The organism is Chryseobacterium nepalense, from assembly GCF_023195755.1.
Classification (GTDB): Bacteria; Bacteroidota; Bacteroidia; order Flavobacteriales; family Weeksellaceae; genus Chryseobacterium; species Chryseobacterium nepalense.
On the sequence record NZ_CP096203.1, the window covers coordinates 2,747,402 to 2,769,016 of the forward strand.

Consider the following 21,615-nt stretch of genomic DNA (forward strand, 5'->3'; position numbering starts at 1 on the left):
AAATCCCTGCAGAAATTTTTCTGCAGGGATTTTTATTAAAGCATTTCCTTTCACCATAAAACTTATTTTGAAGATTGTAAGCAGGCTTATATAAAATCATTAAATTTAAAGCCTTAAATAATTAGTGATTCCATTAGACCAAATAAATGAATTCAATAGTAATTAATGTAGGAAACAGCAATATCAGATTCGGTCTTTTTAATGAAGATAACTGCGATATTTCGTGGGTCATCAATACTAAGCCTTACAGAACGGCAGACGAGCTTTATGTTCAGATGCTTATGCTATACCAGACCTATAAAATTCAGCCAAAAGAAATTAATAAGATCATCATGGGTTCTGTAGTGCCTCAGCTCACAAAAATAATGAGTTCGGCCATCAGGAAGATCCATGGGATCAATCCGGTGATTGTCGACAGAAATACTCCATCCGGAGTTCAGGCAAAATCCAAACAGATGGGAACTGATATTTATGCCAATCTGGTAGCGGCCCATAATATGTACCCGGATCGGAAGAAGATTGTGCTGGATTTCGGGACGGCGCTTACAGCAAGCTGTGTTGCTGAAGATGGCGAAACCTTAGGCGTGATTATTGCTCCGGGGATTATTACTGCTCTCAACTCACTCATCAGCCAGACTGCCCAGCTTCCGGAAATTGAGCTGGTGAAACCGAAAACCGTTTTAGGATTGGATACTGTTACCTGTATGCAGAGCGGAATGGTATACGGATTTTTAGGAATGGTGGAAGGTTTTGTAGACAGGATTAATGATGAGGTACAGGATAGTTGTTTTGTAGTAGCTACAGGCGGGGTATCCCATGTTTATAAACCTTTAACGGATAAAATCCATGTGATGGACAGGCTTCATACGCTGAAAGGACTTTATTTTTTAGGAAAAGATCTGTAAGGCTGATGTTAAGTCTGGTAAGTGTATGCTTAATTTATATACAAGTTTTTGAAGACCTAACTCTAAGCCTTAATCTTAATTCATCATCTCTTTGATCTGAAAAATTCTTTTACAATAGAAGAGCATTCATTTTCCATAATTCCGGTTACGATTTCCGTTTTAGGATGGAGGGTAAGATGTTTGTTGATGAAACCGCGCTGCTCGTCTCTTGCGCCGATTACTACTTTTGAGATCTGTGACCACGAAAGGGCTCCGGAACACATTACACAGGGTTCCAGCGTGACGTACAGCGTGCAGTTTTTAAGATATTTTCCGCCAAGAAAATGAGCGGCGGAAGTAATGGCCTGCATCTCCGCATGGGCAGTAACGTCATTCAATGTTTCGGTGAGGTTATGTGCTCTTGCAATGACCCGGTTGTTGGAAACCACCACACAGCCAATCGGAACTTCATCTTTTTCAAGGGCGAGATGCGCTTCGCTGAGCGCCATTTTCATAAAATATTCGTCGGTAAACATGTTAATCTTCAAGTTTCATTGTTAAAGGAAGCCGGAAACGGTATCGTACGGGATTTCCATTGACAACAGCCGGGAAAAATTTCTTTGGAACAGAATATAGGGCAATTTCAGCCTGTCTGTTAAAAGTAAAATTCTCTCCCTGTGCTTCAACATTTGTTATCGTGCCGTCAATTTCTACAATGAAAGCAACAATGGTTTTAATCGTTTTAACCTCAGAATGAACACCTCCCAGATAAAACAGATCGGAAACTTCTTTTCTGAGTTCATTAATGCCTCCGGGATAGTCTGCTGCTTTATCGGTAATTACAGTGGCTACAGCCGAAGCCTGGGAAGATGTATTTGTTTTTATGAGGTGCAGTCTTCCCAGATCTTCCAGGTTCTTTGTTTTTAATAAAACGCCGGTAAGCGCAACATTTTCTATACTATCCATTTTCTGCATGAAAAGCTGATAATCGCTTTTTATGGAAGCTTTATGGAATTGGTTTGTTTCCGCATCAAATTTTTTCTTGAATTCCTGTCCCAGCATAGAACGATGCTGATTGTAGTATTGTTTAACAAGCCTGAAATCTTCAGTCTGCTGGGAAAAACAAAAAGAAGAAATTAAGAAGAAAAAGTATGGAAGCAGGAATTTCACTGTGATATATTTATGTAAATGTAATCAAAAATACAATACATTGTTTACTCTTTCAGATAGCTGTTCAGGGACTCCTGCAGATGGTTGCGTATTTCATCAACTAAAATCTTCGGTTCTAAAACCTGAACTTCTTTTCCGTACGATAAAATTTCCTGCATAAAATCATAGGTAGGATGAAGAAAGAATTCAAAATAGATTTCTTCCGGCGTTTCCTTTATTTCTTTCTGGGATTGGTGAAGCGGAAAACTTTTGATGTACTCGCCCTGATGTCTGCTGCATTTCAGAACAATCTTCTGAGGATTCTGTGCAGTAAGATTCATAACCCCGAAAGCATTTTTAAAATGTTCCCTGAAGTTATATTTGTACTTTTCTTTAAATTGTTTATCATTCACATCAAGATAATTAATCCTGTCCAGCCCGAAAGATTTCAGCATTTTATCCTTTGTGTCAATGGCAATGAGGTACCACCGGTCTTTAGATTCTTTTAATGCCAGCGGGTGTACCTTTCTTGAAGTCATCAGTTTATTTTTATAATTATAATGCTCAAAAGAAACGATTCTTTTATTTCTGATGGCAAAAAACAGATCATAAAAATGCTCAACTCCTGTAGGCTTTCTGCTTTCAAAAAAGATAAAATCTGAAAAATCCGGATGAAGATTCAGAGCATTGCTTACTTGGAAAGATTCAAGTAATTTCTGGTTGTATTCATCCACTTCCATGATCGGGCGGCTCTCAATATAATATCTGTTGTCACCTTTCTTCTTGTTGTGAATGGAAAGGTTAAACAGATCGGAAATTTCCCTTATATCCCGCTGTAGAGTCCGTATCGAATAGCTTTTGATTCCTGCATCCTGAAATTCAAAAGAATTGAGCAGATAGTCTTCCAGTTGAGGATAAGTAGCAGGAGAGCTTTCTAATCTTTTAATGATCAAAGCATATCTTGTCAGGTAAAAATCTTTTTTCATTCGGATATAATTTATGATGCAGTTTCTACGGTTATTAATTTCATGGAACGCTTGCGTTCATGGTTACCTTCTCTGAGACAAATATAAATGCTTAATGCGACAAAATGTGTCGTGTTTTATTTTTGTGGATAAGTTTTAAAAGTCAGCATTGCTTGAAAAGTTTTTTGTCAATCATAATTTTTCAGACTAATTTACGATATTTCGATAAAATTTATTCAAGGGTTTATATTTTAAATTGCTTGAAACCAGTGTTTTAACGTGAGGGTGCTGAAGTTGTAAAAGTAGTTATGATTTAAATAAAAAATATGACTACTAAAGAGTTTAAAACGTTCAATATGCCCTGGGAAGCAGTATATGGATATGTTCAGGCAGTTAAGAAAGGAGACACGGTATGGATTTCAGGTCAGCTAGGTCATAATATGGACGGCGTACTTACTGACGGTATGGAAAATCAGTTCAGGCAGACTTTTGAGAACATTGGAAAACTACTTTCCGGGTTTGGAATGACTGCAGATGATGTAACGGAAGAAGTTATTTATGTGACGGACATGCAGCAGGGCTTCGAGGCAAGAAAAGTTACCGGAAAAGAATTTTATGGTGAAGCATGTATAGTTGCCAGTACAATAGTCGCTGTAAGTGCGCTTGCTTTGCCCGGACAGATGGTAGAAATTAAAATTGTAGCAAGAGGCTAGTATTTTTTAATCTAAAAACATAAAACTCTGCAGTAGCAGGCGCTGCGGAGTTTTATGCTGTTTATGTGAAAGGTTAGGTAGTTTTTATATTTCATCTTCAAGAGTGTCGTTTTCAAAGTCATCCCTGAAAAATGTTTCAATAGCATCAAGGTAGTTTTCATAATCGTTTTCTGCATTCTCGATGTCGCTCCAGTCAATGGTATAAAGGGGGTCATCAGAAACAGTATCGTAATGTTGATTTGGTGTTTCCATAGTATACATGAGATTGGTTATAGTTAATGATAAATTTCTGAAGCTCAGATGATGATAATTTAAGTTTTCATGGTTATTAATTTAATTTCAATGGTTATTTGAATTACCCTGGATTATCATTAAAATTATATTTAAGTGAAATCACTTAGTTCAATTTCGTCACCCATGAGCATAAGGATATCTATTTCAGAAAGTATTGATTTTAGTTTTATGGCTCCCATTTTAAGGTCATTTTCAGACAGGATATACAGCCATACACTCCGGATGAAATCTTCAAAAGGAATACTTTGATCATACATCTGGGTGTGTGTTTGAGCCGTAAGCACCAACAGCTGTTTTACAATCTCCCGGCAGTCATTCATTTTTCTTTCGAAAGGACTCAGCACGGTAAGTATGGTATTTTGAATGTTATAAAGAGCATCTGCTGCTGCCTTGGTCTGGTTTTTCTTGATATTGTTTCCTCTGCCTTCTGTCATTTTTGCAGCTAATATTTTACTTCTGAAACCTGCCATCTCAGAAACTTCACTGATGTTGTAAGTGGATAAAATATCTTCCGAAGCTTTCAGCCAGAGCATAATTTTATCAATAAAATGATGATCTTTTTTTTCAAGTGAAGAAACAATTCCCGGGAATTCCTGCAGCTTCTCCTTAAGTAGGTTTACCAGAATAAATTGCGATTTTCTCATTATTCAGGAATTAGGGTTTCAATGATATTTCCATTAATGTCTTCATATCTTGACCATTCCATTCCGGATTCGCTCACGCTCATTTTTGCATAAATAAGATATTTGGGATCAATGCTCATCAGCTTGCCGGCTTCTACTATAATATCATGTTCCTCTACATTCTCAAGCACTTTTTTAGCCTCAAGAAGCGTGCGGTTTTTGATGCTGTTTTTAAGCGTTTCCGACTTTACTTCGCCCCAGGTGAAATTGGGAAGCGTTAAACAATAATCTGTAATATAATCGGGAATGATATAGAAGTCTTTTTCTTTTTCTGGAGTGATGATCTGTATATTGTCTTTTTTCATTTGATAAATAAGATCATCATAATATATTTCCATGTCTGCCAGGAAAACCCTGAGCTTTTGATCACTTGAAGTATCAGCAGCGTTGTAGCCTGTTTTCAAAACTTTGGTAATTTCGTCGTAAGCGAAATCTCTAAGTTTGAGAATGGGCAGTTTTCCTCCCTGTGCAAAAGGAATGGTAAGATCTACTGTTCCTATTTTCATTCTTGGGATTGAAAAATTTTTCAGCATTTCATCCTGTGCATATTCTTTTGCGATCTGTAGGGTCTGAAGATCGGCCATCTTTCGGGAATTGGCAATTTCAGATACAATGCCTCCCAGATATTCATTTAATTTTGGCATGATTAATTGTTTAAAATAATAATGGTTGGAAAAAGGATGGCCACCAGAGCAGCCATCCGGAAAAATTAATAGTTAACTGCGGAAATACTGTCTTCCAACATATCCATAACCCTAGCAAGGCCGGCCGGCAATTCGTCATTTACCGCTCTCACATGAACTCCCAGAGTATACGTTCTTTCGGTTGTAGAAGTGCTGGATGAAGTCTTTTTGTACGATGCGGATGCATTAAACTTCACCTTCCAGATTTTTGCGCTTAGGCTTGCAGAACCGCTGAATTCGCTGGAAACATTTTGGGTTTCCACTGAGTTTAGTTTAGCGTTAAAATCAATGGTCATCTCATCAATTCTTAAAGCAGGAATCGTAAGCATGGTAAGAAAAGGGACCTTTAGGCTAACTTCTGCAGTAGTAAATCGCTCTGTTGCCGATTCTGTGGTAGCATCTGGATCATAATCAGGATTAGGAACCGACTTTTTGTAATTAAAATCCACATATCTTAAAGCAACCGGCTCGTCTTCTTCTTCAGAAGGAATAAAACCTACTTCTTTAATAAAATTGACCTGTGAAATGGAAGCGTCATGCTGTGCTTTCACTGCAGCCTGTAACGGACCGCCGATGTAAACGCTGAAATCTAAACTGTTTAATTCTTGTACTAAATTTGCCATAATGTTTAATGGTTTGAATGGTTAATAAATTGATTATATAGCAGTGCTAGCAAACTGATATTCATGGGTAAATACATATCCTGTTCAGCAGGAAGCTGAATAATATCGTTGTCGGATACGTTTGGGAGCTATAGTCCGGGTCGGCTATTGAAATTTCAAATCAAAACTACAATTTGTAGGATTTTTTTCATGGTATTTCGTTTTTTGGTTATTGTTTTTAATCTTGATTCAAAAATACCAGGTGAAAGCGACAAAACTTGACGTATAAAATTATTTTTTTAAATAATTTATAAGGTAAATAGCTTATTTTTCCTTTTTATAAGGTAAAAAGCTTATGTTTTGTGTAAGATCAGTTTCTGAACAATTTCATTCAGGATATCACGGTTATCATCAATAAAGCAGAGTCCTGCCTGTATCAGATTCTCAATATTGGATCTCCTTACATTATCCATTGCCGGAGAAGCATTTTTCAATGAGGGATTAAGCCGGTAGTAGTTTTTCTGGTTTTGCTGTTCCAATGTATCAAACATCTGGCAAAGCTGATAATCTACTGTTTCTGCATTGGCAGACATTAAGATATCAATGATAGGATTTACCCAGCTTATCTTTCCTGCCTTTTCCAATTTTCTGAAGGAATAAGATTTTGACTCAATACCTGTCCCGATGGAGATAACGATCATATCATTCACCGCAGGATGATTGGTTTTCTGTTGATCCTTTAAAATCTCTGCAAAAGGAATTTTCCGGGCTTCCGCATAAGCGCAGAGCGATGGATTATTGGCAAACATGCCGCCATCAATCAGGCTGAAAATTTGTCCATATAAAGACTTGATCTGAACCGGTGAAAAATATGTAGGCGCCGCTGAGGTTGCCCTGCAGACATCTTTTACATAAAAATTATCTGTATTAATCCGGGCTTTCCAGGAGTTAAAGAGTTTCGCTCTTCTGTTTTCGATATCATAGCTCGTTATTAAACACGGTTTTATCAGTTCCTTTAATTCTAAACTTCCAAAAAAGTCATTAAGGTTTTTTTCAAGTGCTTCCTGGGAGATTTTTTCATTAATCAATCCAAAGGGATTGACCAGCCTTTCCCAAAAAGAAACCTGAAATATGTCGCCACCTTTTTCAGCATAAAGTTCCAGCCCTTTTTGGATGGAATATTTTGCTTTTCGGTGTTCATTGGGACATAGAATAATAGATGCAATCAGACCTCCTGTACTGCTTCCGGCAACAAAGTCAAAATAATCACCGAGTTTGGCTCCCGGCTTATCATAAATCTGCAGCTGTTCTTCTATGTAACGCAGAATAATGCAGGTGATAATTCCCCTGATTCCGCCCCCGTCCAAAGAAAGAATGGTTGTCTTTTTCATTTGATTTTACTTTTTTTGGAGAAAACCAGTCAGCTAAAGACAATAAAAACCAATAGACTTTTAAAAATGGCTATTGGTTTTTTTTATTATTTAGAGATGGTTTGGTGTTTCTCTCAAGGCAAAAGTAGTACGGGAAAGCGACAGAACTTGTCGTGTTAAAATAATTTTTCAAACAAAGGAGAATTAAAATGCCACATAGTCCTCTTTATCGCGCTTCATTTTAATGAGTTTTCGCCAGCTTGTTTTTATAATTCCTTTTTCGGTAAGAATTTCTTTTTTTTCAAAGTGTGGGAGATCTTTGAAGGTCTTCCAGTTACCACCCCACTCCCAGCCGTATTTAGCAAAAATTTTCACACATTCGTACCAATCGGCTACCTTGTCATTATCCCAGTCTTTGGCTGTATCCCAGCTGGCTGTTTTACCATCAATCATCATACAGATGTCAACGGCCAGTCCGTAATTGTGAATGCTTTGTCCGGCTTTGGCATTGGTCACTTTTTTTCCTGAGGTAATTCTTCCAATGGCGTAGAGTTTTTCCTGTTCTTCAAAACTTCTCAGCCCTTGCGTAATTCTTACTTTTGCTCTCCCGGTTAAGGCCTCATTGCAATCTTTAATAATCTGTTTTACTTCTTCCCGCACGAAAGGATGGAGTTTTTCAATTCTTTGTAATGTTACTTTATCCATATTAATAATTTAGCGTTTTGGGAAACAAAATTATAGGTTTGTAGCGACAAAACTTGACGTATTAAAATAAATTTAAACGTCTGTTTGTCAGCAATTTAAATTTAATGTTAAAATTTATATTAAACATAATATTATGATTTAAAAGTTATAATTTTGCGTATTGAATTGTCCCGTTTTTCATTATGTATGCTCTGGTAGACTGTAATAATTTCTTTGTTTCCTGCGAACGAACCCTGGATCCGGCGCTTGAAAATAAGCCCGTTGTTGTGCTTTCCAACAACGACGGATGCGTGGTGTCCCGAAGCAGAGAGGCCAAGGATCTGGGCATTCCTATGGCTGCGCCGGCTTTTAAATATAAAGAACTGTTCAAAGAGCATGACGTGAAAAGTTTTTCTGCAAAATTTGAATTATATAATTTTAAAAGCCAGCAGGTTATTGAGATTGCAAAATCATATGTACTGGATTATGAAGTATACAGTATTGATGAGTTATTTTTAGACTTTACAGGGTTTAAATACATCAATATCCATGATTATTGTATTGAAATCAAGAACAGGATCGGGAAGGAAGCGAATATTCCGGTAAGTATTGGCATTGCTCCTACAAAAACTTTATGCAAAGTCGCCAACAGAATTGTAAAAAAATATCCGGATAATTTTGATGGTGTGTTTATAATGGATTCACCCGAAAAAATAGAGAAAGCTTTAAAGTGGTTAGATATTGGAGATGTGTGGGGAATCGGCCGCAGGCTTGCCATAAAGATGCATGATAACGGCGTTCATAAAGCATGGGATTTGCTTCAGAAACCGGAAATGTGGGTGCGTAAAATAATGGGAATTCACGGCGTAAGAATGATCAATGAGCTTAAAGGAATCCGACAGCTGGAACTGGATGCTCCATCTCCGAAAAAATCTATTGCCGTAACCAGAAGCTTTATGGAGATGCTCACCAAAAAGGAAGATGTACGCGAAAGGGTGGAAACCTTCGGGATGTACTGTTCGGAACGATTGCGGAAGCAGAACACATGTTGTAAAATGGTAACGGTTTTTGTACAGACCAACCGTTTCCGAAAAGATTTGCCGGAATACAAAAATGCCATCAGACGGGTTCTTCCCAATCCTACCAATTCTTCTATCTTGATAGGAAGAGTGGTAAATGAACTATTCGAGGCTGTTTTCAAAGAAGGATTTCATTATAAAAAAGCGGGCGTGATCGTTAATGATTTTGTCCCTGAAGACCAGAGATTGATTAACTTATTCGAAGAAGACACCCAAAACCAACATTTACCGGTTATGAAAGCGATGGATGCGATGAATAAGAAATTCGGGAAAGATAAAGTACGACTGGGAAGCATGAGCGGAGAAAATACTTACGGAAGAAAGCAGTTATCCCCGGAATATGAGGCTTTTCTTAAGAACAATACTTTTACGGAAGCCAATTTCAGATTCCATTAGTCAGCAAATAATTGTACGGTTTCATTCACAAGGAACTTTACCTGATCCGGTCTTCCCCGGTCATTTTTCGGAAGATTGTTGTAGCTTCCTGTTTTTACGATAACCATATTGTGTTCAGGAACCATGATGATGTATTGTCCCTGCAGCCCTAAAAAATAATAGTGTTTAATGGGATTGTCATCATTGATCCAGAATCCCATTCCGTAAATTTCTTCAGATTTTTTCGTCGGGGTGCGCATCTGATTAATAAAATCAGGATTCAGGATTTGTTGGTCTCCTGCTTTTCCGTCATTCAGGAATAACTGTCCGAGCTTTGCAAAATCCTTTGCGGTAGCGTGGATGCAGCAGTAGGTTTTTTCCATTCCGCTTTCGTCGGTGCTCCATTCTGCGTTTTGTTCCATCCCCAGCGGAGTCCATATTTTTTCAGATAAATAGCTCGCAAGAGTCTGGCTGACCGCTTTTTTCACAGCGAAACCCAAAAGTTGGGTAGAACCGCTTTGGTATTCAAACTTTTCTCCGGGATGTTGCTTGAATTTTCTTGAAAAGGTAGCTTTTATAAGACTTCTCCCATAATATGCTTTTGCGTTTGGCAGAAATGGATTTTTATAGTTTTCCTCCCAGTTAAGTCCGGATTCCATTTGTGCCAGATTTCTCAGTGTCAAACTTTCTGTAAACTCCTTATTTCTGAATTCATCAAAATAATCAGAAAATTTATTGTCAATACTGTTGATTTTCCCTTCTTCAATCGCTTTTCCTAAAAGCATCACGGTAACTGCTTTTGCCATGGAGAAAGAATTGGTTTTTGATAATGCATTGTAGCCGTTCCAGTATTGTTCATGGATGATTTTGCCGTTTTTTACAACAAGAAAAGAAGCAGTATTGGAGTGAATCAAATCATCAACTATATTTTTCGGTAATGGGGTTTTATTGTATTCCGGATGTTTTTCCCAAGGAACAGGATTTCCGGCCGCAATCAGATTGTAGGAGAAAAATTTGCCATCATCAATATGGGCGCTCATTTTCCCTTTCAGATAGGTTTTTGAAATTCCGTTAAAAATATAACTGTATCCTAAAAGATAAAAAAGTACTGCGGCAATTACAATAAATGTAACAAAATAAATAAGAATTGTCATATCAATAGATCTTAAAACAAATGTAAGCTAAATTTGAAATATCACATAGAATGACATTTTAACAAAAAATAAAAGCCCTGATTTCTCAAGGCTTTCATTTATATTTTTGAAAGTAAATTTCTGAAGTTGGTCTTTTCATCAATGATTCTTCTCAACTCTGAAACAGGAACCCGTTCCTGCTGCATCGTATCCCTGTCTCTGATCGTTACGGTGTGGTCAGTTAATGAATCGTGATCAATCGTAATACAGTAAGGCGTTCCTATGGCATCCTGTCTTCTGTAGCGTTTTCCGATGGCATCTTTTTCTTCGTAGAACAGGTTGAAATCGTATTTCAGGTCGTTGAAAATTTTCTCAGCATATTCTGCCAGACCATCTCTCTTCATTAACGGAAGAATAGCAGCTTTAATCGGTGCTAAAGCCGGTGGTAATGATAAAACTGTTCTTTCGGAACCGTCTTCCAATACTTCGTCTTTTAAGCAATGAGAGAAAATGGAAAGGAATAATCTGTCCAGACCTACAGAAGTTTCTACTACGTAAGGAACATAGTTTTCATTTCTTTCCGGATCGAAGAATTGTAATTTTCTTCCTGAATGCTTTTCATGAGCCTTTAAATCGAAATCCGTTCTGGAGTGGATACCTTCCAGTTCTTTGAAACCGAAAGGGAAATTAAACTCAATATCAGCCGCAGCATTCGCATAGTGCGCCAGCTTTTCGTGATCGTGGAATCTGTAATTTTCATCACCTAATCCTAAAGCTAAGTGCCAGTTCAGACGTTTTTGCTTCCATTGTTCGTAGAATTCCAATTCTGTTCCCGGAGCCACGAAGAACTGCATTTCCATCTGTTCAAATTCACGCATTCTGAAAATAAACTGTCTTGCAACGATCTCATTTCTGAATGCTTTACCGATCTGTGCAATCCCAAAAGGAAGCCTGTGTCGTGATGTTTTCTGAACATTCAAAAAGTTCACGAAAATACCCTGAGCGGTTTCCGGTCTTAAATAAAGGTCCATCGCAGAATCTGCGGAAGCACCGAGTTTCGTCCCGAACATCAGGTTAAATTGTCTCACTTCCGTCCAGTTTTTAGAACCGGTATCGGGATCGGCAATTTCCAGCTCTTCAATTAACGCTTTTACATCGGCAAGGTCTTCATTTTCCAAGGATTTTGCTAATCTTGAAAGAATGGCTTCTCTTTTGGCTCTGTATTCCAAAACTTTTGGATTCGTAGCCACAAACTGATCTTTATCAAAAGCCTCTCCGAATCTTTTGGCTGCTTTTTCAATTTCCTTGTTCTCTTTATCTTCAATTTTAGCGCAGTAATCTTCTACTAAAACGTCTGCTCTGAAACGTTTTTTAGAATCTTTATTGTCAATCAACGGATCGTTAAAAGCGTCTACGTGGCCCGATGCCTTCCATGTTGTAGGGTGCATCAAAATTGCAGAATCAATGCCGACAATATTTTCATTAAGCTGTACCATGGCTTTCCACCAGTACTGCTTGATATTATTTTTGAGTTCGGCACCGTTTTGACCATAATCGTAAACAGCGGATAAACCATCGTAGATCTCACTCGAAGGGAAAATAAAACCATATTCTTTAGCGTGAGAAATCACTTTCTTGAAAACATCTTCTTGCTTTGCCATATTTTTAACGTCTGAAGTTGCAAAAATAGTGAAAAACCCGGAAGTTGGAGGTGAGAATACAGAAGTTTTTATAACGCAGGATTTTAGGAGTCGGGAACCTGCTTTCGCTACTCGCTATTTTCCGGGGGCGGCGAAGCCGCGCCGCCAAAATCCCGGAAAATGAGCTCAGACATGCCGCTCAATCAGGACTAGGATCGCAAACTTCAAACAACCCTCACAGGTTTTAAAACCCGTTAGGATTAATAGAAATTCTCTACTTTTGCCGGATGCTAGAAATTCTTTACCGAGATGAACATCTTATTGCCATCAATAAACCCAGCGGATTATTGGTTCATAAATCTTTTTATTCCGGAGAAGCGGATACCTATGCCATTCAGGAATTAAAAAAGCAGATCGGGCAAAAAGTGTATCCGGTACACCGTTTAGACCGGAAAACTTCGGGTGTCTTGCTGTTTACTTTGGATAGAGAGACATTGAGAATCATGAGCGATCAGTTTGCCACGCGGGAAGTAGAGAAAAAATATATTGCAATTCTGCGGGGCTGGGCCAAAGAAGAAGAAACCATTGATTATGACTTGGTAAATGAAAATGAAGTGACGCAGAATGCTGTTACCTACTACCGTCGCCTGCAGACTTCGGAAATAGACTTGCCTTTTCTAAAACATCAGACCTCAAGATACTGTCTGGTTGAAGCAACTCCTGAAACAGGAAGGTTCCATCAGTTGAGGAAGCATTTTAAACATATTTTACATCCTATTTTAGGCTGCCGGAAACACGGCTGTAATAAGCAGAATAAGTTGTGGCTTCAGACATTTGGCATCAGCAAAATGACGTTGCATGCCCATCAGCTGGCATTTAATCATCCGATTTCCGGCGAAAAAATAACAATTAATGCTACAATAGATAATGATTTTAAAAAAATTGGAGATATTCTGAATCTGGATTTGAGTGCCTATTCTTAACATGCAGTTTGTCATCCTGGAAGGATCTACACAAAGCATTAATGCTTTCAGTTCCTATGGAGTCACAAATTGGGTTAATTTCATACTATTGAATAAACGACTGCAACCCTAGCCCCGATTGCAATGAAAATCCTTTTTGAAAAAAAGATTGTAATGGAAAGCGGGAAATAGCTCTTAAAAATTATTTGACAACTTTATTGTACTAAAAGTGTTTAAATATATTGTTAATATTTCGTTGATTACGAATTCCAGATTAAAATAAATCCAGCAGCTGTTATAGACAGTATATATTATATATTTTTTTCATTAATATCACAGGTTAATGGAACATTAATTTTAAAATGAGTATTTTTGTAAAACTTTTTTTCAATGTACAAATCGCTCATTCGCCCGATTCTTTTCAAATTTGATCCTGAAGAAGTTCATCATTTTACTTTTGCAATGCTGAAAAATTTCGGATTTATCACTAAATTATTTTTACCGAAACCTATTGAAGACAAACGTCTGGAAAGAGAAGTCTTTGGATTAAAATTTAAAAATCCCGTAGGACTGGCTGCCGGTTTTGATAAAAATGCTGTTTTATTTAATGAATTGGGAGATCTGGGTTTCGGATTTGTAGAAATAGGTACGGTTACGCCGAGAGCACAAGCTGGGAATCCTAAGAAGAGGCTTTTCCGTTTAATAGAAGATGGCGGAATCATCAACAGAATGGGTTTCAATAACGACGGACTGGAAGCTGCCATCGAAAAACTGAAAGGTAACAAAGGGAAAATCATTATCGGCGGGAACATCGGTAAAAATACAGACACCACACCGGAAAACTATACCCAAGATTACCTGGAGTGTTTTGAAGGTCTTCATCCTTATGTAGATTATTTTGTGCTGAATGTAAGCTGTCCGAATGTAGGAAGCCACGCCAAGCTGGAAGATGTAGAGTATCTGAGGGAGTTAATTACCGAAGTTAAAAAAATTAATCAGTCAAAAGCTGTACAAAAACCTATATTACTGAAAATTGCTCCGGATCTGAATAACAATCAACTTGATGAAATCATTGATCTGATCGCAGAAACGAAAATTGACGGAATTGTAGTTTCCAATACATCGGTTAACAGGGAAGGTTTGAAAACATCACCGGAAGTGTTGGCACAGATCGGAAACGGTGGTCTCAGCGGAAAACCGATTCGCGAGCGAAGTACGAAAATGATTAAATATCTCTCCGATAAAAGCAACAGATCTTTCCCGATTATTGGTGTTGGAGGAATTCATTCTGCAAAAGATGCCCTGGAAAAACTGGATGCTGGAGCAACGCTGGTGCAGCTGTATACAGGATTTATTTATGAAGGACCGGAATTGATCAATGATATTAATAAAGCGCTTTTAACACGGGCAAGCAGAATTTCAAGATAAAATTAAGAAGAGGGTTTATGAACTCTCTTTTTTATTGTTTTAAAGAAAAAAATGTGCAATCGTATAAATAACCAGTCCGACCAGTCCTCCCACTAAAGTTCCGTTCACCCGGATGAACTGAAGGTCTTTCCCCACTTCCAGTTCCAGTTTTTCACTGAGCTCTTTTCCCTGCCAGTTTCCTACAGTGGAACTGATGAGGTTTCCAAACTGATGCGTATTTCTAAGAATATACTTATAAGCCGTTACCCGAATCCAGTCATCAATCTTATTCTGAAGGTTTGCGTCCGTTTTCAAATTTTCGGAGAATTCATCCAGGTTTTTAGAAATATATTTTTTTAAAGAAGAATCTTCTTCCTGAAGTTCGTTTTTCAATGTATTTTTGATGGAAACCCAAATGTCATTGGAGTATTCGTTCAATTTATCGCCTTTCAGAAGATCGTTTTTAATAATTTTAAATTCTTCCTCCCATTTCGGGTCTTCTTTCAGGTCAACGGAAAAATCATGAATTTTTTGGGTAATCAGGTTCCTGATTTCATGTCGCGGATCTTCTTCAATTTCCCTGAAAAAGTCTGAAAGTCCTGTGGCGATTTTATCAGCAATTTTATTATCAACAAAAGAAGGAATAAAAGTATAGCTTCCTTTTTTTACCCGCTCTTTAATGAGTTCATCATTTTCAAGAATATAATTTTTGATCTGTGCCGAAAGATTGGTTACCATTCTCTGATGGTCATTTTTCTCAATAATATAACCAATCCCGTTTCCTACGATTTTATTAAGTTTGATATCATCGGTCATTTCCTGAACTTTTTTACTGATGAACTGGCTTACGGCAGTATCGTCAAGCTTATTGAGAATATCCAGAACAATATCCGAAAGATTTTTAATGAGGATCTCCTGGTTTTTTTCCTTTGAAAGCCATTCACCCACAAAGCCTGAAATTTTCAGCTTCATCATGTAAGGTCTGATATTCTGTGGAGAAAGAAAATTGCTCACCACGAAACTGCCGAGATTATCACCCAGTCGCTCCTTGCTGTTTTCAATAAGGTTGGTGTGAGGAATGGGTAATCCCAACGGATGACGAAAAAGCGCAGTAACCGCAAACCAGTCGGCAAGCGCACCTACCATGGCTGCCTCAGAAAAAGCCCGTACGTAACCTACCCAGTCGGAATCTACGTTTTTTTGGAGAAGAGTGGTGGCAATAAAAATGGCCGCCATCAAAAGGAACAGTCCTGTGGCAAATGCTTTGTATTTTCTTAATTGTTTTCTTTTGGCCTCATCATTCATATTCTCAAATTTAGTACATTTGGTATATATTTTTTACCACAAAAGTCACAAAAGAATTTTCAAGATTAAAGTTGAAATGTTTCTGCTAAAGTACACACTAGATTTTTATATACTGTGAAATTCACCAGGATCAATTTTGGCTAAAAACTTTTATAATTTTTGTGGTTCAATTTTTAGTTACCTAAATCTTTAAGTAAATCTTATGCAAAACGAAGCAAAAAACAATCCATACTACTCACGAACAGACAGAACAGCGGTGAATATTTCCAACGAAGAATGGAAAAAAATACTTTCGCCGGAACTCTATGCTGTAGCAAGAGAAGCGGCAACCGAAAGAGCCTTTACCGGAAAATACAATGAGTTTGATGAACTGGGAGAATATTATTGTGCGGTATGTGGAAATCATCTGTTCAGGTCTACTGAAAAATTTTCCAGCAGCTGCGGCTGGCCGAGCTTTTTTGAAGCAGATAAAGAAGGGGTTTATTATAAAAGAGATGTAACCTACGGAATGGATAGGGTAGAAGTACTTTGTAAAAGATGTGATTCCCACCTTGGGCATGTTTTTGACGACGGGCCGAAGCCTACCGGATTAAGGTACTGTATGAATTCCGTAAGCCTGGAGTTTGTTTCGGATGAACAGATATAAAATAGTTTTTATTCACGAAATCAGTAAGTTAAAGTTTCTTAAATTTGAGTTAAACTAGTGGAGTTATTCTTCCAGATAGGTATGTTTTTATACATTTGCTGACTCAATTGGATTTAACATATTATTGAATGAAAGGATTTTATAGCTTATTAAGTATTGTTTACATGGTCACTACTTCATTCTACCTGTCACCAGAAAAAAAAGAGACAAAGAATGAAATCAGTACAAAAAAGATTGAAAGAGTAGCCGACAAAAAATCGGAGAACACCACAGAGAAAACAGTATCATCCTCAGAAGAGTTATACAGGTCTATCGCATTTGAACAAGGGCATGAGCTTAACGAAGAAGTTTTCTTCAAAGCCTTAACAGGGTTTGAGAATTTGAAGAAAGCTGGTTTGCTTAATCAGGATTCGCATTTACTTACGGTATGCGATTTTTCCATGTCCTCAAATACGAAAAGACTTTGGGTAATTGATATGAATGAGAGAAAGGTATTGTTCAACTCACTGGTAGCGCACGGTAAAAATACCGGAGAAGAGTTTGCAACGAATTTTTCTAATACCGATAGCTCACTTCAGAGCAGTTTAGGTTTTTATATTACGGATGCAACATACAATGGGGACAATGGATTTTCCCTGAGACTGCTGGGAATGGATAAAGGATTTAATGATGCGGCGTACAGAAGAGCAATCGTAATGCATGGCGCAGATTATGTAAGTGATGAATTTGCAGCAATGCACAAAAGAATCGGAAGAAGCTGGGGTTGTCCGGCTGTACCCAGAGATCTTACCCAGCCAATCATTAATACGATCAAAGGGAGAAATCTTCTTTTTATCTATTATCCTGACCAAAATTATCTTTCTAAATCAGAATGGCTGAAAACGTCAATATAAATGAATGAAACTTCGGAATTTATTCCAGCAATACGATTAATGAACACTCCTGACGGAAGCAGTACTTTTGAAACGGGAAAACTTCCTGTTCTGAAAACAATCAGTACAACTTCTTTCCGCATTAGCAATACCGTTGAAGAATGGGAGAAATCTGATCATCCTGCACCCAGAAAACAATATGTGGTAACCGTAAAGGGTAAAATCCGGTTTAAAGTGAGTAACGGAAATACATTTCTTATTGAACCCGGAATTATTCTACTCGCTGAAGACGTAGAAGGAAAAGGGCACAGCTGGGAATTTGAAGAAGGAGAAATATGGGAAAGGCTTTATATTCCTATTCCTGATCATGGCGACAGTTTCTTCATTTCTGATCATCATTAGAATTATTTTAATTGATTAAATAAAAAAGCAGTCTGAATAGCAGACTGCTTTTTTGATAAGAATATTTATTATGAAAACTTCTTGAAAATCAATGTTGCATTATGGCCACCGAAACCAAAAGCATTGCTCAGAGCGTAATTGATGGTTTTCTCTTTAGCCTCTCCAAAAACAATATTGATATCTCTGGGAATATTTTCATCTATGTTGTGAAGATTAATAGTTGGCGGGATAATTCCTGTCTCGATGGCTTTAATGGATAAAATCGCTTCGGCGGCTCCTGCTGCCCCCAGCAAATGCCCTGTCATCGACTTTGTTGCACTGATATCGAGGTTTTTACTTCCTTTAAATAATTTGTTTATTCCGTTCAATTCCACAAGATCTCCCATCGGGGTTGAGGTTGCGTGAGGATTAATGTAATCAATATCTTCCGTGTTGATCTGAGCTTCCTTTAATGCAAGCTGCATGGCTTTAATGGCTCCGATACCGTCCGGATGAGGCGCGGTCATATGATAGGCGTCCGCAGTCATGGCAGCTCCCACAAGTTCTGCATAAATTTTTGCGCCTCTTGCTTTTGCATGTTCATATTCTTCAAGAATTAAAGCACCTGCCCCTTCTCCCATAACAAAGCCGTCTCTGTCTGCATCGTAAGGCCGGCTTGCAGTTGCAAAATCATCATTTCTTGTAGACATTGCTTTCATAATGGAAAATCCTCCGATGGAAGCTGGTGTAATGGCTGCTTCGGATCCTCCGCTCACAATAACTTTTGCCTTTCCAAGCCTTATATAATTAAAAGCATCCATCAATGCCGTATTCCCTGTAGCACATGCTGAAATCGTTGTATAGTTGATTCCTTGCAGTCCAAATTTCATTGAAATCATTCCTGAAGCCATATTGGCGATGAACTTCGGAACGAAAAAGGGGTTGAACCTTGGTGTCCCGTCGCCTGCCGCAAAATTCATGACTTCACTTTCAAAGGTCCACATTCCGCCTTGTCCGGTTCCCCAGATCACGCCGGTGTCAAAGGGATCCATATTTTCCAGTTCAAGCCCTGAATCTTTCAGCGCTTCAGCTGTTGAATACATGGCGTATTGTGAAAAAAGATCACTTCTTTTGATTTCGTTGTGCGTTAGATGAGCTTTAGGATCAAAATTTTTCACTTCGCAGGCAAAATGCACTTTAAATTTTTCCGTATCGAAATGAGTGATTTTGTTGGCTCCGCTTACTCCGTTGATGCTGTTTTTCCAGAATTCTCCTACGTTGTTTCCCAAAGGTGTTACTGCGCCGAGACCTGTAATGACTACTCTTTTCATTGATAGATATTTATCTTTTATTGGGTATGTATCATCAATCTATAAAACGATGATATTTTTAATTGTTTATTTTGAATAAATTGGAAGTTCCTCTTGCAATAATCCGTGATTTGTCTGCATTCCAGATTTCACACTGTACATTTATGAATTGCTTTCCTCTTTTAATGATTTTTGTTTCTGCAACAATAATATCATTTTCTTTGGCGGTAGAAAAATAATCAATGACATTATTGATGGTAGTTATGAAAGATTTTTCATTTAACGAAAACATAGTAGCGCCAATGATATCGTCGATAATTGCGGCTGTGATGCCACCATGGAGATTTCCCACAGGATTAAGCCATTCGTGTCGTATGGTGTATTGAAATTCCAATTGTCCTTCTTCTGCGGAAAGAATTACAGGATTCAGCCATTTCATAAAAGGGGATGGCGATTGGGTGAATTCTTTTCCTATAAACTGTTTTAATTGCGCAAGTCTGTCCATTATTTATTTTTCTAATATCATGGTAACGCCCTGCCCGCGGGCTGCACAAATGGAAATGAAACCTTTTCCGCTGCCCTTTTCATCTAAAAGTTTTGCCAGAGTGGCAATGATCCTTCCCCCTGTTGCCGCGAAAGGATGTGCGGCAGCAAGACTTCCGCCTTTCACGTTCAGTTTATTCCGGTCAATTTTTCCTAATGACTTTTCAAGTCCGAATTTTTTGGCCACATCATCGTTTTCCCAGATTTTTAATGTCGCTAAAACTTGTGCAGCAAAAGCTTCATGAATTTCATAATAATCGAAATCTTCAAGGTTCATTCCTGCTTTTTTCAGCATTCTGTCGGCGGCAAAAACCGGAGCAAGCAATAAATTCTGCTTATTTTCGACGTATTCTATTCCTGCTACTTCAGCATATGTGATATAGGCCAGAACCGGAAGATTATTTTCTTTTGCCCATTCTTCACTGGCAAGTAAAATGGCAGAAGCGCCATCGGTAAACGGTGTGGAATTTCCCGCTGTTAAAGTTCCGTTTTGTTTATCAAAGGCGGGTTTTAGCTGGGCCAGTTTTTCAAGGCTTGTGTCGCGGCGGAGATTGTTGTCTTTATTCAATCCGAAAGCAGGAGAGATCATATCATCGAAGAAACCTTCATCGTATGCTTTTGCCATATTCTGGTGGCTTTTAAATGCCAGTAGGTCCTGATCTTCACGGTAAATTTTATAATATTTTGCAGTAATTTCCGTATGTCCACCCATCACAAGCCCCGTTTTAGGTTCCTGTCCTTTGTATGGAACCGGCATCCAGTCTTTCAATTTCGGGTTTAATAGTTGTTTGATTTTACTGAAAACAGATTTTTCTTTATTGGCCTTTAGTAAAGCTTTTCTCAATCGGACAGAGGTTTCGAATGGAATATTGCTCATCGCTTCAACGCCACAGGCAATACCACTCTCGATCTGGCCTAAAGCAATTTTATTTCCAATATAAATTGCTGCTTCAATTCCTGTGTCACAGGCCTGTTGAAGGTCACATCCGGGAGTGGCGGGATCAAGAGCCGTTTCCATCACCGATTCCCGGATAAGGTTGCTTTCGGAAATATGTTTAATAACAGCGCCTCCGGCAACTTCTCCCAAAAGTTTTCCTTGAAGGTTGCAGCGGTGGATCAGCCCGTTCAGTGCGGCAGTCAGCAGATCCTGATTGCTCTTCTCCGTATAAGCAGTATTAATTCTGGCAAACGGGATTCTGTTGTATCCTACGATGGCCACTCTTTTTGTTTCCATAGGGTGATATTTATGATGGATGTATATTCAGTTCTTTGTTAATGATATGTAAAACTCTGTCTAATGCCTGGTTTAAAAATTTTTCTTCTCCGGTTGTTTTAGATAATAAGATTCCGCCTTCAATCAGCATAATAAAAAGTGAAGCATATTCTTCCGAATCAGCATTGGCAGACAACTCTCCGCTTTTCTGACCTTCTATAATTACTTCCGAAATCTTGGAGATCCATTCTGTGAAAGATTGAGTTACCTGCTTTTTAAGTAAAGGAAAAGTGTCATCAGCTTCGGTGGCAGCGTTCATCAGCGGACAACCTCCGTTTAAAAAAACCGACTGCCAGTTTTTTCTGTAGAATGCAACAAATGCATTTAACTTATCCATCGTAGAGGGAAATTCATCACCGAAAGACCGGGACATGCTTTGTTTTAAAAGACCGGCGTTGTATTTATATACTTCTAAAGCGACCTGATCTTTATTTTCAAAATTTCCGTAGATGCTTCCTTTTGTGAGCCCGGTAGTTGCTGTAATGTCTGAAAGTGATGTAGAGGTATATCCCTTGGTGTTAAAAAGAGATGCCGTTTTTTCAATGATGAACTGTCTTGTTTTTTCAGCTTTAGACATTTAGATCAGAATTTTATACAAATATACAGAAAATATACCAATCGGTATATTTTAATTTATGATTAAATTTAAATAATATCTGTAT

At 38.1% G+C, this 21,615-nt stretch carries 24 protein-coding genes; 8 read left to right on the forward strand and 16 right to left on the reverse strand.

Going from position 1 to position 21,615, the window contains the following annotated elements:
* Nucleotides 1–146: 146 nt before the first annotated feature.
* Nucleotides 147–905 carry a type III pantothenate kinase gene (locus tag M0D58_RS12165; RefSeq protein ID WP_248389594.1) on the forward strand — a complete coding sequence of 253 codons (759 nt, stop codon included), beginning with the start codon at nt 147–149 and terminating at the stop codon, nt 903–905.
* A gap of 83 nt (nt 906–988) precedes the next feature.
* Here the strand turns inward: M0D58_RS12165 and M0D58_RS12170 are convergent, their stop codons facing one another.
* The 3 genes from M0D58_RS12170 to M0D58_RS12180 are packed head-to-tail and all read right to left on the reverse strand — an operon-like array spanning nt 989 to nt 3,019.
* Nucleotides 989–1,420 carry a nucleoside deaminase gene (locus tag M0D58_RS12170; protein ID WP_248394977.1) on the reverse strand — a complete coding sequence of 144 codons (432 nt, stop codon included), beginning with the start codon at nt 1,418–1,420 and terminating at the stop codon, nt 989–991.
* Between the two features lies 1 nt (nt 1,421).
* Nucleotides 1,422–2,054 carry an energy transducer TonB gene (locus M0D58_RS12175; RefSeq protein ID WP_248389596.1) on the reverse strand — a complete coding sequence of 211 codons (633 nt, stop codon included), beginning with the start codon at nt 2,052–2,054 and terminating at the stop codon, nt 1,422–1,424.
* 44 nt (nt 2,055–2,098) lie between these two features.
* On the reverse strand, nt 2,099–3,019 hold the full coding sequence (locus M0D58_RS12180) for a helix-turn-helix transcriptional regulator (protein WP_248389598.1): 921 nt from the start codon (nt 3,017–3,019) through the stop codon (nt 2,099–2,101).
* A 305-nt stretch (nt 3,020–3,324) separates the two neighbouring features.
* Between M0D58_RS12180 and M0D58_RS12185 the strand changes: the two genes are divergently transcribed.
* On the forward strand, nt 3,325–3,711 hold the full coding sequence (locus M0D58_RS12185) for a Rid family hydrolase (protein WP_248389600.1): 387 nt from the start codon (nt 3,325–3,327) through the stop codon (nt 3,709–3,711).
* An 84-nt stretch (nt 3,712–3,795) separates the two neighbouring features.
* Here M0D58_RS12185 and M0D58_RS12190 read toward each other — a convergent pair whose 3' ends face one another.
* From M0D58_RS12190 to M0D58_RS12215, 6 genes are all read right to left on the reverse strand, one after another.
* A complete protein-coding gene (locus M0D58_RS12190) occupies nt 3,796–3,963 on the reverse strand; it encodes a hypothetical protein (RefSeq protein WP_248389602.1) in 168 nt (55 codons plus the stop codon).
* A 131-nt stretch (nt 3,964–4,094) separates the two neighbouring features.
* Complete coding sequence (locus M0D58_RS12195) at nt 4,095–4,649, reverse strand: hypothetical protein (RefSeq protein WP_248389604.1); 555 nt, start codon at nt 4,647–4,649, stop codon at nt 4,095–4,097.
* On the reverse strand, nt 4,649–5,332 hold the full coding sequence (locus tag M0D58_RS12200) for a hypothetical protein (protein ID WP_248389606.1): 684 nt from the start codon (nt 5,330–5,332) through the stop codon (nt 4,649–4,651). Before M0D58_RS12200 ends, M0D58_RS12195 begins: the two co-directional genes overlap by 1 nt.
* A 65-nt stretch (nt 5,333–5,397) precedes the next feature.
* Nucleotides 5,398–5,994 carry a DUF2589 domain-containing protein gene (locus M0D58_RS12205; protein ID WP_248389608.1) on the reverse strand — a complete coding sequence of 199 codons (597 nt, stop codon included), beginning with the start codon at nt 5,992–5,994 and terminating at the stop codon, nt 5,398–5,400.
* A gap of 332 nt (nt 5,995–6,326) precedes the next feature.
* On the reverse strand, nt 6,327–7,364 hold the full coding sequence (locus tag M0D58_RS12210) for a patatin-like phospholipase family protein (RefSeq protein WP_248389610.1): 1,038 nt from the start codon (nt 7,362–7,364) through the stop codon (nt 6,327–6,329).
* 183 nt (nt 7,365–7,547) lie between these two features.
* Nucleotides 7,548–8,048 (reverse strand): M15 family metallopeptidase, encoded by a 501-nt coding sequence (locus M0D58_RS12215; RefSeq protein ID WP_248389612.1) that lies wholly within the window; start codon nt 8,046–8,048, stop codon nt 7,548–7,550.
* Nucleotides 8,049–8,230: 182 nt separating this feature from the next.
* Here M0D58_RS12215 and M0D58_RS12220 point away from each other — a divergent pair, with 182 nt between their 5' ends.
* Complete coding sequence (locus tag M0D58_RS12220; RefSeq protein WP_248389614.1) at nt 8,231–9,502, forward strand: Y-family DNA polymerase; 1,272 nt, start codon at nt 8,231–8,233, stop codon at nt 9,500–9,502.
* Here the strand turns inward: M0D58_RS12220 and M0D58_RS12225 are convergent.
* Together M0D58_RS12225 and M0D58_RS12230 are read right to left on the reverse strand one after the other, a co-directional pair.
* Nucleotides 9,499–10,635 carry a serine hydrolase domain-containing protein gene (locus tag M0D58_RS12225; protein ID WP_248389616.1) on the reverse strand — a complete coding sequence of 379 codons (1,137 nt, stop codon included), beginning with the start codon at nt 10,633–10,635 and terminating at the stop codon, nt 9,499–9,501. The genes M0D58_RS12220 and M0D58_RS12225 overlap by 4 nt on opposite strands.
* 98 nt (nt 10,636–10,733) lie before the next feature.
* Nucleotides 10,734–12,275, reverse strand: coding sequence for a glycine--tRNA ligase (locus tag M0D58_RS12230; protein ID WP_248389619.1), 1,542 nt, complete (start codon nt 12,273–12,275; stop codon nt 10,734–10,736).
* Between the two features lie 266 nt (nt 12,276–12,541).
* Here M0D58_RS12230 and M0D58_RS12235 point away from each other — a divergent pair, with 266 nt between their 5' ends.
* Together M0D58_RS12235 and M0D58_RS12240 are read left to right on the forward strand one after the other, a co-directional pair.
* Nucleotides 12,542–13,237, forward strand: coding sequence for a pseudouridine synthase (locus tag M0D58_RS12235; RefSeq protein WP_248389622.1), 696 nt, complete (start codon nt 12,542–12,544; stop codon nt 13,235–13,237).
* Between the two features lie 369 nt (nt 13,238–13,606).
* Nucleotides 13,607–14,644 (forward strand): quinone-dependent dihydroorotate dehydrogenase, encoded by a 1,038-nt coding sequence (locus M0D58_RS12240; protein WP_248389625.1) that lies wholly within the window; start codon nt 13,607–13,609, stop codon nt 14,642–14,644.
* Between the two features lie 39 nt (nt 14,645–14,683).
* Here the strand turns inward: M0D58_RS12240 and M0D58_RS12245 are convergent, their stop codons facing one another.
* A complete protein-coding gene (locus M0D58_RS12245) occupies nt 14,684–15,928 on the reverse strand; it encodes a DUF445 domain-containing protein (RefSeq protein ID WP_248389633.1) in 1,245 nt (414 codons plus the stop codon).
* A 202-nt stretch (nt 15,929–16,130) separates the two neighbouring features.
* Between M0D58_RS12245 and msrB the strand changes: the two genes are divergently transcribed.
* From msrB to M0D58_RS12260, 3 genes are all read left to right on the forward strand, one after another.
* On the forward strand, nt 16,131–16,574 hold the full coding sequence (gene msrB / locus M0D58_RS12250; RefSeq protein ID WP_248389636.1) for a peptide-methionine (R)-S-oxide reductase MsrB: 444 nt from the start codon (nt 16,131–16,133) through the stop codon (nt 16,572–16,574).
* A gap of 128 nt (nt 16,575–16,702) precedes the next feature.
* Entirely contained in the window at nt 16,703–17,467 is a 765-nt protein-coding gene (locus M0D58_RS12255) for a murein L,D-transpeptidase catalytic domain family protein (RefSeq protein ID WP_248389639.1), read from the forward strand.
* On the forward strand, nt 17,468–17,848 hold the full coding sequence (locus M0D58_RS12260) for a cupin domain-containing protein (protein WP_248389642.1): 381 nt from the start codon (nt 17,468–17,470) through the stop codon (nt 17,846–17,848).
* Nucleotides 17,849–17,916: 68 nt separating this feature from the next.
* On the opposite strand, the gene fabF is transcribed toward M0D58_RS12260, so the two are convergent.
* Genes fabF through M0D58_RS12280 form a run of 4 tightly spaced genes read right to left on the reverse strand, consistent with a single transcriptional unit; the run spans nt 17,917 to nt 21,530 of the window.
* Nucleotides 17,917–19,158, reverse strand: a complete 1,242-nt coding sequence (gene fabF / locus M0D58_RS12265) for a beta-ketoacyl-ACP synthase II (protein ID WP_248389645.1) — start codon at nt 19,156–19,158, stop codon at nt 17,917–17,919.
* Nucleotides 19,159–19,216: 58 nt separating this feature from the next.
* A complete protein-coding gene (locus tag M0D58_RS12270) occupies nt 19,217–19,642 on the reverse strand; it encodes a PaaI family thioesterase (RefSeq protein ID WP_248389648.1) in 426 nt (141 codons plus the stop codon).
* Nucleotides 19,643–19,645: 3 nt separating this feature from the next.
* Nucleotides 19,646–20,914: an acetyl-CoA C-acetyltransferase gene (locus tag M0D58_RS12275; RefSeq protein WP_248389651.1), complete on the reverse strand. Its 1,269-nt coding sequence runs from the start codon at nt 20,912–20,914 to the stop codon at nt 19,646–19,648.
* 10 nt (nt 20,915–20,924) lie between these two features.
* Nucleotides 20,925–21,530: a TetR/AcrR family transcriptional regulator gene (locus tag M0D58_RS12280; protein ID WP_248389654.1), complete on the reverse strand. Its 606-nt coding sequence runs from the start codon at nt 21,528–21,530 to the stop codon at nt 20,925–20,927.
* Between the last annotated feature and the right edge of the window lie 85 nt (nt 21,531–21,615).

What these genes read in the sequence shown, in the direction of transcription:
- M0D58_RS12225 (WP_248389616.1), bottom strand. Translation starts at nt 10,635, where the DNA reads ATGACAATTCTTATTTATTTTGTTACATTTATTGTAATTGCCGCAGTA.
- M0D58_RS12180 (WP_248389598.1), bottom strand. Translation starts at nt 3,019, where the DNA reads ATGAAAAAAGATTTTTACCTGACAAGATATGCTTTGATCATTAAAAGA.
- M0D58_RS12260 (WP_248389642.1), top strand. Translation starts at nt 17,468, where the DNA reads ATGAATGAAACTTCGGAATTTATTCCAGCAATACGATTAATGAACACT.
- M0D58_RS12215 (WP_248389612.1), bottom strand. Translation starts at nt 8,048, where the DNA reads ATGGATAAAGTAACATTACAAAGAATTGAAAAACTCCATCCTTTCGTG.
- M0D58_RS12165 (WP_248389594.1), top strand. Translation starts at nt 147, where the DNA reads ATGAATTCAATAGTAATTAATGTAGGAAACAGCAATATCAGATTCGGT.
- M0D58_RS12245 (WP_248389633.1), bottom strand. Translation starts at nt 15,928, where the DNA reads ATGAATGATGAGGCCAAAAGAAAACAATTAAGAAAATACAAAGCATTT.
- M0D58_RS12210 (WP_248389610.1), bottom strand. Translation starts at nt 7,364, where the DNA reads ATGAAAAAGACAACCATTCTTTCTTTGGACGGGGGCGGAATCAGGGGA.
- M0D58_RS12275 (WP_248389651.1), bottom strand. Translation starts at nt 20,914, where the DNA reads ATGGAAACAAAAAGAGTGGCCATCGTAGGATACAACAGAATCCCGTTT.
- M0D58_RS12185 (WP_248389600.1), top strand. Translation starts at nt 3,325, where the DNA reads ATGACTACTAAAGAGTTTAAAACGTTCAATATGCCCTGGGAAGCAGTA.
- M0D58_RS12255 (WP_248389639.1), top strand. Translation starts at nt 16,703, where the DNA reads ATGAAAGGATTTTATAGCTTATTAAGTATTGTTTACATGGTCACTACT.
- msrB (WP_248389636.1), top strand. Translation starts at nt 16,131, where the DNA reads ATGCAAAACGAAGCAAAAAACAATCCATACTACTCACGAACAGACAGA.
- M0D58_RS12240 (WP_248389625.1), top strand. Translation starts at nt 13,607, where the DNA reads ATGTACAAATCGCTCATTCGCCCGATTCTTTTCAAATTTGATCCTGAA.
- M0D58_RS12280 (WP_248389654.1), bottom strand. Translation starts at nt 21,530, where the DNA reads ATGTCTAAAGCTGAAAAAACAAGACAGTTCATCATTGAAAAAACGGCA.
- M0D58_RS12205 (WP_248389608.1), bottom strand. Translation starts at nt 5,994, where the DNA reads ATGGCAAATTTAGTACAAGAATTAAACAGTTTAGATTTCAGCGTTTAC.
- M0D58_RS12190 (WP_248389602.1), bottom strand. Translation starts at nt 3,963, where the DNA reads ATGGAAACACCAAATCAACATTACGATACTGTTTCTGATGACCCCCTT.
- M0D58_RS12230 (WP_248389619.1), bottom strand. Translation starts at nt 12,275, where the DNA reads ATGGCAAAGCAAGAAGATGTTTTCAAGAAAGTGATTTCTCACGCTAAA.
- M0D58_RS12170 (WP_248394977.1), bottom strand. Translation starts at nt 1,420, where the DNA reads ATGTTTACCGACGAATATTTTATGAAAATGGCGCTCAGCGAAGCGCAT.
- M0D58_RS12195 (WP_248389604.1), bottom strand. Translation starts at nt 4,649, where the DNA reads ATGAGAAAATCGCAATTTATTCTGGTAAACCTACTTAAGGAGAAGCTG.
- M0D58_RS12220 (WP_248389614.1), top strand. Translation starts at nt 8,231, where the DNA reads ATGTATGCTCTGGTAGACTGTAATAATTTCTTTGTTTCCTGCGAACGA.
- fabF (WP_248389645.1), bottom strand. Translation starts at nt 19,158, where the DNA reads ATGAAAAGAGTAGTCATTACAGGTCTCGGCGCAGTAACACCTTTGGGA.
- M0D58_RS12235 (WP_248389622.1), top strand. Translation starts at nt 12,542, where the DNA reads ATGCTAGAAATTCTTTACCGAGATGAACATCTTATTGCCATCAATAAA.
- M0D58_RS12270 (WP_248389648.1), bottom strand. Translation starts at nt 19,642, where the DNA reads ATGGACAGACTTGCGCAATTAAAACAGTTTATAGGAAAAGAATTCACC.
- M0D58_RS12200 (WP_248389606.1), bottom strand. Translation starts at nt 5,332, where the DNA reads ATGCCAAAATTAAATGAATATCTGGGAGGCATTGTATCTGAAATTGCC.